Source organism: Alteromonas sp. 4NS20-0143 (genome assembly GCF_057542855.1).
On the sequence record NZ_BAAJLR010000002.1, the window covers coordinates 201,457 to 217,588 of the forward strand.

Annotated in this window: 12 protein-coding genes; 6 read left to right on the forward strand and 6 right to left on the reverse strand. The window is 44.5% G+C overall.

Annotation, left to right across the window (positions count from 1 at the left end):
* The first annotated feature begins 44 nt into the window (after nt 1–44).
* Both AC27HD_RS04630 and AC27HD_RS04635 read left to right on the forward strand, forming a co-directional pair.
* The gene (locus tag AC27HD_RS04630; protein ID WP_487104131.1) at nt 45–776 is read left to right on the forward strand and encodes an endonuclease III domain-containing protein; all 732 of its coding nucleotides are present in this window, start codon (nt 45–47) and stop codon (nt 774–776) included.
* A gap of 170 nt (nt 777–946) precedes the next feature.
* Nucleotides 947–2,353, forward strand: a complete 1,407-nt coding sequence (locus AC27HD_RS04635; protein WP_487104133.1) for a M20/M25/M40 family metallo-hydrolase — start codon at nt 947–949, stop codon at nt 2,351–2,353.
* Nucleotides 2,354–2,866: 513 nt separating this feature from the next.
* Here the strand turns inward: AC27HD_RS04635 and cspE are convergent.
* Nucleotides 2,867–3,079 carry a transcription antiterminator/RNA stability regulator CspE gene (gene cspE / locus AC27HD_RS04640; protein ID WP_032094499.1) on the reverse strand — a complete coding sequence of 71 codons (213 nt, stop codon included), beginning with the start codon at nt 3,077–3,079 and terminating at the stop codon, nt 2,867–2,869.
* Between the two features lie 604 nt (nt 3,080–3,683).
* Between cspE and gloA the strand changes: the two genes are divergently transcribed.
* Complete coding sequence (gloA, locus tag AC27HD_RS04645) at nt 3,684–4,067, forward strand: lactoylglutathione lyase (RefSeq protein ID WP_487104135.1); 384 nt, start codon at nt 3,684–3,686, stop codon at nt 4,065–4,067.
* A 110-nt stretch (nt 4,068–4,177) separates the two neighbouring features.
* Nucleotides 4,178–5,338 (forward strand): glycerophosphodiester phosphodiesterase, encoded by a 1,161-nt coding sequence (glpQ, locus tag AC27HD_RS04650; RefSeq protein WP_487104137.1) that lies wholly within the window; start codon nt 4,178–4,180, stop codon nt 5,336–5,338.
* Between the two features lie 202 nt (nt 5,339–5,540).
* Here the strand turns inward: glpQ and AC27HD_RS04655 are convergent, their stop codons facing one another.
* A complete protein-coding gene (locus AC27HD_RS04655; protein ID WP_487104691.1) occupies nt 5,541–6,401 on the reverse strand; it encodes a flagellar protein MotY in 861 nt (286 codons plus the stop codon).
* Nucleotides 6,402–6,881: 480 nt separating this feature from the next.
* Here AC27HD_RS04655 and rnt point away from each other — a divergent pair, with 480 nt between their 5' ends.
* A complete protein-coding gene (gene rnt / locus AC27HD_RS04660) occupies nt 6,882–7,520 on the forward strand; it encodes a ribonuclease T (RefSeq protein WP_487104139.1) in 639 nt (212 codons plus the stop codon).
* A 185-nt stretch (nt 7,521–7,705) separates the two neighbouring features.
* Nucleotides 7,706–7,900: a bacterioferritin-associated ferredoxin gene (locus tag AC27HD_RS04665; protein ID WP_032094496.1), complete on the forward strand. Its 195-nt coding sequence runs from the start codon at nt 7,706–7,708 to the stop codon at nt 7,898–7,900.
* Nucleotides 7,901–8,015: 115 nt separating this feature from the next.
* Here AC27HD_RS04665 and AC27HD_RS04670 read toward each other — a convergent pair whose 3' ends face one another.
* From AC27HD_RS04670 to AC27HD_RS04685, 4 genes are all read right to left on the reverse strand, one after another.
* A complete protein-coding gene (locus AC27HD_RS04670; protein ID WP_487104141.1) occupies nt 8,016–11,096 on the reverse strand; it encodes a TonB-dependent receptor domain-containing protein in 3,081 nt (1,026 codons plus the stop codon).
* A gap of 479 nt (nt 11,097–11,575) precedes the next feature.
* Nucleotides 11,576–12,643 carry a FecR family protein gene (locus AC27HD_RS04675; protein WP_487104143.1) on the reverse strand — a complete coding sequence of 356 codons (1,068 nt, stop codon included), beginning with the start codon at nt 12,641–12,643 and terminating at the stop codon, nt 11,576–11,578.
* Nucleotide 12,644: 1 nt separating this feature from the next.
* Nucleotides 12,645–13,205, reverse strand: a complete 561-nt coding sequence (locus AC27HD_RS04680; protein ID WP_032094494.1) for an RNA polymerase sigma factor — start codon at nt 13,203–13,205, stop codon at nt 12,645–12,647.
* Nucleotides 13,206–13,384: 179 nt separating this feature from the next.
* A complete protein-coding gene (locus AC27HD_RS04685; protein WP_487104144.1) occupies nt 13,385–15,937 on the reverse strand; it encodes a TonB-dependent receptor plug domain-containing protein in 2,553 nt (850 codons plus the stop codon).
* Between the last annotated feature and the right edge of the window lie 195 nt (nt 15,938–16,132).

Here is a 16,132-nt window from a genome sequence, read left to right on the forward strand (position 1 = left end):
ACAGGGTTCAAGTTAACTATAATTATTATTAAGAGAGCACATTCATGGGTGACGCTGTAAAAACATTGTCAAAACACGAAAAAGTCCAGGCCATCATGGATATTCTCGACGAACTTTACCCTGAAATTCCTGTTCCTCTTGATCATACCGACCCATACACTCTATTAGTCGCCGTATTACTTTCTGCGCAATGTACCGATGAACGTGTTAATCAAATAACACCGAAGCTTTTTGCCAAAGCAGATAACCCATTCGACATGGTCAAAATGAGCATTGAAGAAATTCAAAATATAATAAGACCCTGCGGCCTATCGCCAATGAAGTCAAAAGGTATTTGGCACCTCTCTGACATGATCATTAAGCAGCATGACGGCAAGGTTCCTCAAGATTTTACGGCTCTTGAAGCTATGCCTGCTGTGGGCCACAAAACAGCGTCCGTAGTCATGTCTCAAGCATTCGGCGTTCCTGCCTTTCCCGTAGACACACATATTCATCGTTTAATGTATCGCTGGGGTTTATCAAACGGCAAAAGTGTCGAGCAAACAGAGCGTGATGCTAAACGCCTATTCCCTAGAGAGAGATGGAACGACTTACATCTACAAATAATTTTTTACGGCCGTGAATATTGCCCGGCTAGAGGCTTTTCGTTAGACCGATGCCTAATAACAAGAGAGTTTGGGCGAAAAAGCTTCATCAATGAAGTTATTAAAGAGCAGGAAAAGAAGAAAACACTAGCGGCTAAGAAGAAAGCAAAGCCCGTTAAGCGCAAATCGTAAAAATCGGAGCCACCTGTCCTCTGAAATCACGTTCTTGCAGCATGCAATATCGACATTCACTATGCAGTCGTTATGATTGAGTCATGCTTCAAAAATGTACAGTAGAAATCAAAACGCACTACTAACAAAAATAAAAACACAAAATTGACAAACAAGAACTTGGAGATGTCATGCTACAACTTAAAGCAGTAACACTGAGTGCATTAGTGGGAGTGTTTAGCACATCCTTACTCGCCGCTCCCTCCCCCATTACCGATTCACAAAAAGAAACCGCAGAACAACTCATACAAACAGCTCTTAAAAGTGATATGGGGTATGACATAGTCACATCACTGACAACAGAAGTCGGTCCTCGATTAGGTGGTTCAGAGGCTGAGGCTCGCGCAAGGAACTGGGGTGCTGAGCTTGGAAGAGAGTTAGGTTTTGATAGGGTATCTATAGAAGAGTTCACAATGCCTTTTTGGGATCGTGGTCACTTACATATTACGCTCACCTCTCCTTATCAACAGCCGCTTTATGGAACAGCCCTTGGCGGCGCTGCCCCGAGCGAGAGTGAAGTTAATGCCGATGTTGTTTATTTTCGCGACATTCACGCCTTAACAGATATCAAAGACTCAGAGCTAAAGGGAAAAATTGCCTTTGTTGACGGCGACGCCATGGTTAAAAGCCAAACTGGTGCGGGCTACGGACAGGCTAATCAGCGTCGACGCATTGGATGGCAACATGCACAGCGTGGTGGAGCAAGTGCGCTTGTTGTGCGTTCTGTTGGCTCTGACTCCCACCGTTTTCCCCATACAGGCATGATGAGTAAAAACGGCGACGAATGGGCAAACATACCCGTTATTGCTGTTTCTAATCCAGATGCCGACCACCTTCGCCGCCTTCATCAAGCCAATAAACCGCTTTCCATGTCGCTTCACAGTGAATCCAAGTGGAAAGGTGAAGTGAGCAGTGGCAATGTGATCCTCGATATCGTTGGTAGTGAGAAGCCAGAAGAGATTGTACTCATTGGCGGACATTTAGACAGCTGGGACTTGGGAACAGGTGCGGTTGATGACGGTGCTGGTGTTGCGATTACCACTGCAGCCGCAGCGCTTATTGCTAAGCTTCCAAAGCGACCTAAACGCACCATACGCGTTGTTATGTTTGGCGCTGAAGAAGTAGGCCTATTAGGTGCTTTTGCCTATGCAAAACAGCACGAGGCAAATTTAGCAAATCACGTTGTGGCCACTGAGTCAGATTTTGGCGCGCAAACAGTCTGGCAGCTAGTATCAAATGTTAATTCAGACGCAACGCAACTCGTGGACGATATCGCTAAGATACTGTCACCATTAGGCATTATTCGAGGCGGCTCTGACATCGCAGGCGGAGGCCCAGATATTATTCCATTAGCAGCGAAAGGCGTACCCACTATCAGACTGAATCAGAATGGACGTGATTACTTTGACTTACACCATACACCTGATGACACGCTGGATAAAATCAATCCTGAGGAGCTCGCGCAAAACATTGCAGCTTATGCGGCTAGTATCTATCTCTTGGCAGATACAGACGTAGACTTAAAAGGCGCAAAATAGCATCAAGATACGAGATAACAGTTAACATGGATGTTGGCTGTTCTATTTCGCGGCTTTTCTTATGCGGTTATTCCTACGAGCTTTTAATTACGCGTTTCTGACACGGGCTTTTTGGAAATTTGGTTTATGAGAATGTATTAAGCACTTTTCTCGAGCTAGGCTAGCTAATCAAATACGAATTTAATCAACACTGAAAGCGTTATGAAAAGTTTAATAACCAATTAAGGTAGGCTCTAGTTTCTTTCTTAGAACTGAATTCAATATGACGTTTGCTGTTTACTTCGGTAAAAGCAATGCTGTTTTTATAGACTGAAATATTGGAAATTGGAGTTTGTACTGGGGAGTTTTTTATAGATTGGATGTGCAAATTAATTACTTCTTTTATCATTATTATATTGTTGTTTTTAGTATTCCTTTTGTGGTCAGCAATTGGTAGTAAGAAATTTCAAAAACTTTATGTTAGGCTCTCATAAGAGAGCCTAATCACTTCAAAGACTCTAAGCGTCTTTTAGCTTATCGAACAACAACGTTAGCTGCTTGTGGGCCTTTTTGACCTTGTTCTACTTCGAAGCTTACCGCTTGGCCTTCAGAAAGAGTTTTGAAACCGTCAGAAGCGATTGAACGGAAATGTACGAATACGTCTTTACCGCCGCCGTCTTGAGTTAGGAAACCAAAACCTTTTTCTTCGTTAAACCATTTTACTGTACCGTTTACAGAATTAGACATAATATATACCTTTTAAAAAATTGATGTTTAAGTGGTGAAATCACCGATAGCGATAGACATAAACGAGCTAGTAAAGCAGATGTATATCTATATAAAACTTCAATTGAAGGAATAAAAGAGTGGTACAAAGCAGTATTAGGTAAAGCGTAAAACATATCTAAAGCCCGCGTAAGATACATGCAAAGCATGGGCATGTCTAACCTTTTCACCATTGATTTATCAACCTCACCCAAAAAAAAGCCAAATTAAATAGCAAGAAACTGTTTTATATGGATTTTATTGATTTTTTTCATGTGATTTTAATTTGGTTTTATTTTCTCCTCGTTTGAAAAAATTTGTGATTTACGTTTAAAACCCTTTTATTTTCGAAAATTGAGAGAAAATTAGGGTGTGAATAAAGGCATGCCGTCAATAAACCACTCATTTTCTTATCGGCTTATTAAGGCATGCCCTAATATAGACCGTTCGATTTAACCCCATCGATTTAAATCCAGCAATTTAAACTGTGTCTTCAAGTATTAACAATTACCTATTACTCTTAATCAAACGTGTTTCGATAACGTATCAATGACTTATCAATACTATATTAATGAAAGGAACGACTATGAGAATGCTCCACACTATGCTTCGCGTTGAAAATCTAGACGCATCACTTCACTTTTACACAGAACTAATGGGTATGCGCCTGTTGCGCCAATCTGACAATAAAGACTACGAATACACCCTCGCTTTTGTGGGTTACGGCAATGAGGAAGATTCTACTGTACTAGAGCTCACCTATAACTGGGGAGAAAATACCTACGACAAAGGCAATGCTTACGGCCACATCGCCATTGGCGTAGACGATATTTATGCATTTTGTGAAAACCTTGAGCAAAATGGCGCTGACGTTTACCGTAAACCTGGACCAGTAAAAGGCGGCAATACCGTTATTGCCTTTGTCCGCGATCCCGATGGCTATGCCATTGAGTTAATAGAAGGTCGCTAATCCCATTCAAACTAATTGCTGTTACCGTTTTTTTATTAAAGCGCTATTTATAATTGTGCAACTGATAAATAAAGCGCCCCGACTACGCACAATTCTTTTGGAGAATTCTTTTGAGTCTATTGATGAACAATCGCCACGGGATTTCGTTGTTTTTATTTTTCTGCTTAATGTCTTTGCCTTTTGCTAAAGTATCACAAGCACAAGGCCCATCAGCTGGGCTAAGCCCAGAAAAGATAAACAGCAAGACAAGCAGCAAGGTAAAGAATAATGAGGAAGGCCCTGAAAAATCCAGTAAAAGCCAAGCCTTTGAATTTACTGTCATCGCTCATCGGGGCGCCTCTGGCTATTTGCCCGAGCATACCCTTGAAGCAGCGACGCTTGCTTTTGCACTTAACGCAGATTTTATTGAACAGGATGTTGTGATCACCAAAGATGACATTCCCATTGTGCTTCACGATATACATTTAGAGACAGTCACCAATGTGGAAACTGTCTTTCCCGAAAGAGCACGAAAAGACGATAGGTTTTATGTTCGGGATTTTACATTAGCAGAGTTACGCAGGCTTAACGTGCACGAACGAGAAGATAAAAGCCAAAACAGAGTATTTCCATCACGTTTTTCCGCCACGACTTCTCGCTTTAGCATTGCGACTCTTTATGAGCACTTTGATTTAATAAGCGAACTCAACCGCCAGCTTGGCAAAAACATAGGGGTATATCCAGAAGTTAAATCACCTGCTTTTCACTTAGCTGAAGGAGTAGACGCAAGCCGCATTGTTATAGACGCACTCCAAGCATTTAATTTAGACGGTGCACAAGACAACAGCTACTTGCAATGCTTTGACTTTAGTGAAGTGAAAAGAATTCGCAGTGAGTTAGGCTACAAAGGCAAAGTTGTTATGTTAATTGGCGAAAATGATTGGAAAGAAAGCAGTACTGACTACACGTGGATAAGAAGTGCAGAAGGGATGGCAGAAGTCGCTAAATACGCAAATGGTATTGGGCCTTGGGTACCTCAGCTTTTCAATCAAGACGACGCAAAGAGTAAAAAAATTAAAGCTGCAGACTGGGTAACACATGCACACAGCAATAATCTGACCATTCACCCTTATACCTATCGTCAAGATGCACTGCCACCTGGATTAACGGGTCCGCACTTGCTAGACGCGTTGCGCAACATAGTTAAGGTAGACGGCATATTTACCGACCACGTGCCTCCTGTATTAGCATGGCGTGAACAAAGGCGTTCAAAGGTTGATGGCGCTCAATAATGCACCTATCACTTCTGACGGCTAGCCCGCAGCAAATACAGCGTAGCTAGCCAATCAGCCAATCAGGCAATCAGGCAATCAGGCAATCAGGCAATCAGGCAATCAGGCAATGCTACTATAAGGGCTCTGTCAGGAAAGGTTGTCTGGAAGCACTATTAATTAGAGTTTTTCAATAAGAGCCGCCCACCGTAGGCTACGGCGGCTATGACTTAGAAAGTCGTACTACAACTCGTCGATTTTGTGCTCGTGACTCTCTCGTATCATTAGGCGCCACAAAACGCTTTTCGCCATGGCCGGTTAGCTGAATACGATCATTGGGTACGCCAATAGCAGTGAGGTAATTTTTAACCTCATTCGCCCTTCTAATAGAGAGCTGCTCGTTGTTCCATCGCCCGCCGTAGCTATCGGTATAACCGTCTAGCAGCACGAGCTCTAACTCACCATCTTCTTTCAGATACTCGCCTATCATTGTCAGTCGCTTTTGCGAGTACTTAGTCAGCTCTGTGCTGTTATTTTGATAAGATAATACTGTGTAAGCTATATCATCGAAGGTATAAGGAAGCAGGTTAGAAACACACTCCACGAATTGTCTATAAACGCCGGCAAAATTACTGGCGTTCAGCGCCACGCTCACTTTGTCGTACTTATTGTACCAATCTTGGTAGTAGATAGTGGGCCAGAACCCTTTTTCAAGCTCTGAAAGCATGGTCCATGCCGCATCTTGAGGCAAGTCGCCGTTGTACTGCTTTCTCATTGTCATGTCCGCTATTGTTTTTGGTGCGACACCCGGCATCCACCTTGGCGGCACAGAGTATACCGCAGCAACATCAAAACGATTGGGCAGCAAATGCATATCAAGCTCAAATTCCATATTCAGCTGTTTAGACGCCACACTCGTAAACATGGCATCACCGTATCCGGGCAGTTCATGATTTAACGTACACTGCAAACGCGATTCTGTATCGACTTGCCAGTTAGACGTTTCCACTGTTGCTGAGTATTGGCGCATGGCCGCATGCGCTGCTGTCGAGCTCATCACAACGGCCGCGGTGACAACAAGCATGCAAATATAAGGGAGCCCCGTTAACGAAACTCTTCTTTTAAAATTCCACACTACTTTAGATGTCGATAGCATAACAAAAGCCTAGAAAATGAAAATTTAACCACGCAGCCAACGCGTGCTTGAGTACTTGATTAAGTACTTGCTTAGGTACTTGCTTGAGTAGCTGTCTTAGCACCTGCAAATACGAACTATAAACAGTATATCGCCTTAAGCACAAAAAAGTTTAGACGTGATTTATTAATTTACATTCTATAGGAGCGCATTACCCTTTTTAACACCGGGCGTTGCGATTTACCAAGCAGTGAAAAACCGGTGTTTAACAACGTTAACGCTGCAGGTTTATAAATTGCTTAATAAAGTGCAGCGCTAATTCGTGCTAGCACTTGCCTATTATCCTTGCGATAATCTCGTTCTATTGTTACCCGTGTCTGCGATTATCCTCACGACACTTCACATTCACTTGTCTTGAAAAGAGAATCTATGTCTTCAACCGCAATGCCTACTTTATCTCAGCGTTTCAGAGGTTATTTTCCCGTCGTAATTGATGTTGAAACAGCGGGTTTCATCGCTGGAACCGATGCGTTGTTAGAGCTTGCTGCTGTAACGGTAAAAATGGATGAAAATGGTCTGTTACACCCAGACGAAACCTTTCATTACCACATTGAGCCCTTCGAAGGCGCAAACCTTGAACCTGCTGCGTTAGAATTTAATGGTATCGATCCAAATTGTGCTCTACGAGGTGCTATTGAAGAAAGCGATGCAATGAAAGAGTTATGCAAAGGCGTTCGCAAGGCGCAAAAGAATGCCGATTGTCAGCGCTCGGTCATTGTGGCTCATAACGCCGCCTTCGACCAAGGCTTTGTGAATGCAGCCATAGCCCGATGCAATATAAAACGCACGCCGTTTCACCCTTTTGTCTCTTTTGATACCACAAGTCTTGCAGGTTTAGCTCTTGGCCAAACGGTACTAGTGAAAGCGTGTAGAGCTGCCGGTATAGACTTTGACCAAAACGAAGCACACAGCGCGCTTTATGATGCACAAAAAACCACAGAGCTATTCTGTTATATGGTAAATCGTTACCAGTCACTGGGCGGTTGGCCCCTTGCTGAAGAACAATAATCGGAAAACTCGGGCGTATTGGTAAAGTGCGCCTTATCAAGCACCATAAATTTAAGCCAATACGGGTAAATAAAAAGACTCAGTAAACCATTAGTCGTATTTAATGAAAATTATTCTCAACTAGCCTTGCCAAAAGCATGAATAACAATTATTATCATTTACAGATTCATTTGGAGTATTCGATAATGTTTGTATGTATGTGCTACGGGGTAACCGATAAGAGTATTCGTGCTGCTGTTGAGACTAACGGCGTAGGCAACATGCGTGAATTACGTGAGCATTTAGAGCTTGGCTCTCAGTGCGGCAAATGTATCGGCATGGCTCAGCAAATCATTGACCAAACGATCATCGACGAATCCCTATTCAAAAACGTGGGCTAATAATCGCTTCGACGCTTCGCAAATATCAATAGCTTGTTACAAACCATAGCTAGTTTTAAACCAAAGCGATTTTCAAATCATAGCCCGCAGCATTGAGTCCGCCTTTTTCATTTCACTACTTAAATTCAAACTCCAAACCTGCATAGAAAAAGTTTCCGTTTATACCGCCCGGCGTAGTCGGCGGATACAAAGCACCAACCTCTCCTTTGAAAATATTACTATCTGGCAACGTATTGAATAAGTTTTGCGCCCCTACTGTAAAGCGAGTTTCCTCTGACACTTGCCACGAAAACTGCGCATCCATTGTCAGTCTTGCACTACCGTATATATCAAAGCCTGCAGATGCATCTAAGTGATCTTCATAAAATGAGCCAAAGTAGTTTAAGCGCCATGTAAATGCGAATGACGAAATAGCTTGTTCGAGGGTAATGCTCCCCCTGTGGGCCGGCAAATTATCCTCCAGCATGCGTATCCGCGCATTGGTCAAATTTGGCGTAAGCTGAAGCGCGCCATTGACTAATGCTGGGTATAACGTCACTCGCTCTACCTGCGTATCGGTCCAGTTGTAGGCAAACAGCAGGTTGTTTTGCCATTCTCCTGCTGCAAATTGATAATTTACAACAACATCAACACCCTGTGTTTTCGTATCAAAATCGTTAGTAAAATATTTTGCAGCGTTGTATTTAGCCGCATCAGGTCGCCCATCGGCAATAAGTGCACTAATGTCATCTTCTGTGAGCGGGATAGCTGACGTAGTGCTGATCCTATCTTCCAAGCGAATATTGAAATAATCGACGGTGGCAAAGAAATACTCACTCACGTGCATTACCGCCCCTACACTGAAATTGACCGATTCCTCTGGTGTCAGCGGTGTCGCGCCAAGCTGTACGGATATTAAATCTGTAGGCGGCAGTGTGGCTTGGTCTTCTAGCCCGTTAGGGCCGTAGGCCGTGGTCACGTTAATAACATTGCTCTGCCCTACCGTGGGCGCTTTAAAGCCTGTATTCACTGAGCCTCTTAAAGCAAAAAGATCGGTAAGCTTGTAGCGCGTACTCAACTTGCCATCAAATGTAGTGCCAAAGTCACTGAAGTGCTCAAGCCGTGAGGCAACGCCAAATTGCAATGCTTCGGTAACGAAAAACTCAATATCGGCGTACATAGCCCAATTACTGCGGCTCCAATTTCCAGCAGACTGAGGCTGATAGCCTGGGAAACCGTTGGAGCCAATTGAAAATCCTTCGTTTAAGCCTAGCGGGGGCTCAAATGCGTAAGGCCCTGCAATATATGAACTCTCATCGCCTGCTTTTTGAAAATAGGTTTCTTTTCGCCACTCTATGCCAAGGCCAATACTCACAGGGTCGTCAAATACTGTTTGAATTAACTTTGAAAAATCCAAATTGAGCGTGCGTTCGACCTGAGACACGCCGCCAGGGTCGAATGACGTAGGAGAAAGTGGACCTAAGGACGGATTCACCGTGTTGGAAATGTCATAGTCTACGTTACTGTAGCCCAAACTCGCACTGACATCGAAAGCCCAATCGTAAGGAAGCTCTTTTCTAAGCCCCACAGCTAGTGAGGCATCTTCGATGGTGCCACCAAAGCTTGGCGTAAATCCACCTGGATAAAGTTCGTTAAAAGCAAAGCAGTTTGCGCCAAGCTCTGTACTGTTATCCGCAATCTGCTGATAGGTGGGATTTTGAAGCACATCGTTATCAGTGAGGGTAATTGAAGGGCATTGTATGCCAGAATCGATACCATCTAAGTCGGCAACAATTAATCGCCGTGCTCCGGTTTCACCATCAGTGCGGCTAAACACCCCGTCCCGTGTTTGGGGATTGCGGTAGTAAAATCCACCCGATAGCTTTCGAGTGGCTGCAGTGAGAAAGCCGTATACGGCCGTGGTGGAAGACGGACTATAGCCTGCGTTAATAGCGAGCTTCATATCGTTGTCAACATCAAGCGCTCCCCATATTTGCACGGGATCTTGAATGAAACCATTACCCTGTTCCAGAAGCGCTATAGCGTCGTCTCGCTGTACCGAGCGCGACGTCCCGCCCTGTTGACGATACTCACCAGTTACATTGATAAAACCAGTGTCGCCCAATGCAAAGCCCCGATTACCCTGAAATTGGAATAAAGCACCATCTCCCTCGCCATAGGCACCTGATTTCAAGGCAAAGCTTCCTCCTTCCCTATCATCTTTAAGCACAAAATTAATGACACCGGCAATAGCGTCTGAGCCATATTGCGCTGAAGCTCCATCTCGCAATACTTCCACCTGCTTTAACGCATACGCTGGAATAACTGAAATATCAGGACCCTGTGCGCCATCGCTCAAACCGCCACCTAAAAAGGTGATGACCGCAGAACGATGCCGGCGCTTACCGTTGAGCAATAGCAACGTATGGTCAGATGACATGCCGCGTAAATTTGCTGGCCTTACCAAGCTGCTTGCGTCGTTGATTGGTTGGTCGTTCACATTAAGAGATGGCACCATAACACTGAGCATTGACAGCACGTCTGCATTGCCTTGAGAGCTTAACGACTTAGCGCCAATAATATCCAGCGGAACCGGTGAATCAACAGCGCTTCTAGGAGCATTTCGTGTGCCAACGATAGCAATGCGTTCTAGGGCGTTACTATTGTCCTCTTGCTTTTCTTCTTTGCGCTCAACGGGCTTTTTAGCAACTAAAGATGCCCGCGAACGTATGCTTAGTACACCTGAATCATCAGCAATTACCGCAAGTTCGGTTCCTTCAAGCAGCTGCTCAAGTGCTTCATTCAGCGTATAGGTGCCATTTAGCGAGTTGGTTTTAACTCGCTTGGCTAAATCGAAGGGAAAAAGGAGTGTGGTATTTGCCTGCTTAGCCAACTCGGTTAGGGCTTCATCTGCCGATTGGGATTGCACCGAAAACGTAAAAGAGGGCGCTTCCGATAGAGCTAGGGGCTCGCTATCGCGGCTTGCAGGTATAGATTGCTGAGCATGGCTTACGCTTTGCCACCCCATGCTTGAAAAGGCTATGCATATCGCCAGCGCCACTTGGCTCTTTTTATTGCTGCTGTCATGGGCGTTACGAACGGCGATGTCATGGGAACCACGATAAGCGCCGAGATAAGCGCTGCGACCGGCGCTTTTGTGAGCACAGTGATGAGAGCCCACAGCACGAAAACACCAACTAAAAAGTTGACGTTTCATAGAATGAGTAATGTCTGCGAAATGCATGTACTGCAAGGTAAAATATCGATGTGCTGTTATTCTTTCGTATATTGTCACATTCAATAAGCGGATGCCAATAGGCCAATGCCAGCACGCTAATTATTTTTATATAATATTAGGGCGTGTTGATCTTTGCTGTACATTTTTGCAGCGGCCTGTGAGCTATTTAGACCAGGCGAATGGTTGAAGGTCTAGCGGGCTAAATCGAAACCATTCAACGCAGAGTAAATAGCTCACAGGCGCTGCCCGAAGGGGGCGTTATGGAAGCATTTTACTCTTTGGCACAGCCCTTTGACTTAGCCCACTAGGCCTACAGGACTGTTTCGCGATTAAAATGCTTCCATTTAGCCCAAAACTCGTACAACAAAAATCAACACGCCCTAGCCCCTGCCGCTCTTTTCTCTGTGCTTTTGAAGCTGCCCAAGCTATCCAGTTTCATACAGGCATTATCAAACGGCCTAAGAAGCGACAGATAACTGAATGCTTGTATCGGTTATTTTTTCATAATTGATATTAAAACTGCTTTTCAGCGCTGCCAGTAAGCCGTCGATATCGCCCACTTTAAAGTAGCCTGCAACTCGGCGTTTACGTAAGCGGTCATCCGTTATGCTAAATCTTACAGGCGTGTAGCGCCCAATTTCAGCAAGTACCGCTTCTAAAGGCTCGCCTTTAAATACAATCATCCCCTGCTGCCAAGCTAAATCATCATCGATATCGTTTTTCGACATGCTTTCGCGAGCTTCCACCTTGCCTTGCACCGTGGCTTTCTCACCCGCAAACATAAGCAGACCTTCCTCGGTAACAGGCTTCTTCCCAAACAAAGATTCGGCAGATGTGGAATCTCTGAACCGATCTTTAACTAACACCTTGCCGTCTGTCACAACCAATTCGAAGGCGTTATCGTTAACGTACTGCATATTAAATGCTGTTCCTACCGCGGTAACCGTGTTGTTGCCTGCGGTTACTGAGAAGGGGCGAGATGTGTCGTGGGCCACTTCAAAGTGAGCTTCACCTTTGAGTAATACAATAGAGCGAGCGTTTTGGGAGAAGTCTACCGTAACGATAGAGTTCGTATTTAAATGCAGCACCGACCCGTCAGCCAAAATAATATTTTTTTGCTCTCCAATACCCGTCTCCACTTTTTCGCTTATGGCGGCAAACTCAGGTGTATTGTCTAACCACACTTGCTGAACAATCGTCCCTATCGCTAACGTCATTACCAAAAAGGCAGCGGCAATACTCCACTTACCACGATGTTGAGAAGCGTTCTGGCGCTTTGCTCTGTTTCCATCACTTTTACGCATGTGAGACTCGGGAAACAAGCCACTTAACTCGTTGAGCACAGACATATCGTCCCAGAGGCTAGCCGCTTCAATAAGAGACTGACGATGGGCGTTACTCTCGCTAAGCCAGCTATCAAGTTCCGCGAGCTCTTCATCTCTCAAACCGCGGTCTAAGCGGCTTACCCATAAGCAGGCATGCTCTTGGATATCTTCTTTACTGGAAAATTGGCGAATGTTATTCATATCAACTACTGCTTATGTCCTGAGTCGCACTTAAAGGTGCTTGGGGTGACGAAGTATCTTTTGACAGGTCGGCCAAATACCGAGAGCACATTAAAAGACCTTTGGCGACATGCTTTTCCACAGTGCTTTCACTCAACCCCACGAGTTCGGCAATTTCTTTTTGTCGCATGCCATAGACTTTTTTCAATAAAAATACGCGCTTCACATCCGCAGACAGCGTGTCTGTGGCTCGGCAAAAGTGAATGAAGCGCTCTTTACTTTCTACGTTTTTTTCTAAGCTGTGCCCTATCAACTCATAGGGCAGCATATCCATATCGTCTAAATGCTGTTTATTTTTATTTTCAGCCTTCGACACATGGTTAAGCGCTAAATTACGCGCAGTTTTAAGCATGTAGGTCCGTTCGTACTGTATTTCTTGTTTTAGTTCGGCCTCATAGCTCTTAATAAATGCTTCTTGCACTATATCTTCAATATCATCAGTACCAACAATAGTGCCTACCGCGCGCATTAACTTGCTGCGGTATTTTAAGAAGGTTTCAGCTACTGTCGACTTTCTGGTCATAAATCTCTAATGAATGTGTTTCGAATTGCTTACAGATGTTCAAGAAATATAGATTTTGGGATAACACCTAAAATCTATAGCCCCTAATCATGCCTGTGTTTGTCAGGCTTTTCACGCTTTAAATATGGATTTTTGGTAAGTAAAAAGGGAGCAAAAGCTCCCTTTATTAGACGTACAAGTTAGAACGTGTACATGCCTCGTAGGTAGTAGAACCCACCATTAATACCAATAGGTGCTGTTGTTGGGTATAACGACCCAGCAATGCCCGCATATTGCGTATTTTCGTCTGGGTATTCATCCAACGCGTTTTTGGCGCCAACAGTAAGCGTGAAGTCTTCTGTAAAGCTATACGCTACTTCTAAATCAACGGTAAATTCAGAACCCACCTTGTTAATAGGAAGGGCTGAGTCTAAGTGATCTTCAAAGATGCTGCCAAAATAGTTAAGACGAGTAAGGAAACGCCAGTCACCGTTTGTGTGGTTAGCCGTTGCGCTGTAACGTACCGCTGGAAGGTTGTCTTCTAGCATGCGAATACGGAAATCTGAAATATTATCAGACGCGCGGTCAACTACTGTCGATGTCCAGTTATAAGCAAGTGAGAACTTAGTGTCTCCACCCAGCATTTCCATGCTGTAGTTTGCTACTACGTCAACACCTTCCGTTGTAGTATCAAAGTCATTGGTAAAGAAGCTGATTTCAGAGAAGCTAGACGCATCATTGATACCTTGAGAAATTAAGGTCGCAATATCTTCATCAGTTAGTGCAATGCCCGAAGCAGTACTTAAACGGTCTGTAAGTTCGATATTGTAGTAATCAGCTGTGATAAATAACCCGCTGTCGAACTGTGCAACAATACCAAATGTGATGCTTTCTGATTCTTCAGGAGTGAGTTGCTCACCGCCTTTAAGCTGCGATACTGGATCCGTTGGTGGAAGTGTCGCACGGTCGATAAGTTCGCCGCCAGTACCAAACGCTGTTGTTACGTTACGAACGTTACTTTGTCCCAGTGTTGGCGCTTTGAAGCCAGTTGAGTAAGCACCACGAAACGCGATGTTCTCAAGAGCTTGCCAACGGAACGCAATTTTACCTTTTGTGGTGTCACCGAAGTCTGAGAAATCTTCATAACGAAGCGCACCTGCTAACATGAAGTTTTCAGTGATGTATGCTTCTGCATCAATATAAAATGCAACGTTATGACGAGACACAAGGCCTTGGCTATTAGCTGCTAAGCCAGGGAAACCATTTGAACCAATGCCAAAACCTTGTGACGCCAATGGACCTATTTCATAGGACGCGGTATCACCTGCAAAACTTTCGTAGCTTTCGTGACGGTATTGGAAACCCGTTGCAACGAAAAGTGGCTCGTATAGGCCAACATCGAAAGGTTTAGTGAAATCTATATCTAACGTTTGTTCAGATTGCGTGTAACGACCTGGACTGAATTCAAACGGTGTATCTGGACCAAGAGATGGGTTGATAGTGTTGCTAATTTTAAAATCAACTTCGTTTTGGCCTAAGTTAACGCTGACGTCATAAGTCACGTCGTTGTCTAACTCGCCTTTCGTACCGAATACCAAAGACATGTCAGTTACTTCACCGCCGAAGCGTGGCGTGAAGCCGCCAGGAAGAATTTCGTTAAACGCAAAGCAATCAGGATTGTTCGCCACTTCATTGATGTAACGGTCGTTAGTCAACACATTTGCGCCTGGTGCAATATCAGTTGGACAGTTGCCCGACATATCACCAGTTAAGTCACCCACAAGAAGCGAACCGTCATTAGCGAAAACACCGCCGCGAGTGTGTGGGTTACGGTAGTAGAAGCCACCTTCAACTTCGCGCACCGCATAGTTACCAAACATGTAGGCTTCTGAAGAGTCTGATAGCTCTAGTCCCGCATTCGCGAAAAGCTTAATGTCGTGCTTAATTTCAGGCGAACCCCATATTTGTGCAGGGTCTGCGACAAAGGTGTTGCCAGCAGCAACAAGCGCTGCGGCGTCATCACGCTGCACGCTGCGAGATGTATCGTCTGCAGTACGATATTCAGCAGAAAGGTTGATGAAGCCCGCATCAGACAGTGGAAGACCAATGTTGCCTGAAAGCTGGATCATGTCACCATCGCCTTCATAAAATGAGCCGTAACGGGCTTCGAACGTACCGCCTTCTGATGCATCATTAAGGACGAAGTTGATAACACCTGCGATGGCATCTGAGCCGTACTGTGCAGCGGCGCCGTCACGAAGTACTTCTACCTGCTTTAATGCAGATGCTGGGATAACTGAAATATCTGGACCTTGTGCGCCGTCAGAAAGACCGCCACCAAGGAAAGTAATGACTGCTGAGCGGTGACGACGCTTACCATTGACTAAAACAAGAGTATGGTCAGCTGCCATGCCGCGTAAGTTTGCTGGGCGTACTAACGTTGATGCATCGTTGATTGGCTGGTCGTTCACGTTAAATGAAGGAACCACCGTTTGCATCATAGATACCATATCGGTGGCACCCTGTTGCTTAAAGTCCTCACTGGATATGATGTCAATTGGCACTGCTGAATCGCCAATTGAGCGTGGTGCTGCACGTGAACCAACTACCGCAATTTGTTCGTAATCTTCCGCTTTCTTTTCGTCGTCTGCTTCTTGCGCATAAACAGGCGCGGCAGCAATAACGGAAAACGCAGCAGAAGCAGCTAGTACGCTGCGTACGTTTTTAGTCAATAAAGACAAGTGTGTTTTCATGGTGTTTTCCCGGAGTTTTCTTTATCAGCTTTGGCGCTTTGGCGCCTTAAACCATAACCAGAGTGATTACGATAAAGTATTTTTTTATTAGACCTTCAACACTGACGACTGCTGTGTCAGCACAGGTTTTTTATAGAGGGTAACGTATTAAAAAACAAACCTTTTTCGATAAAATAAAAATATTTTTTCAAGGCG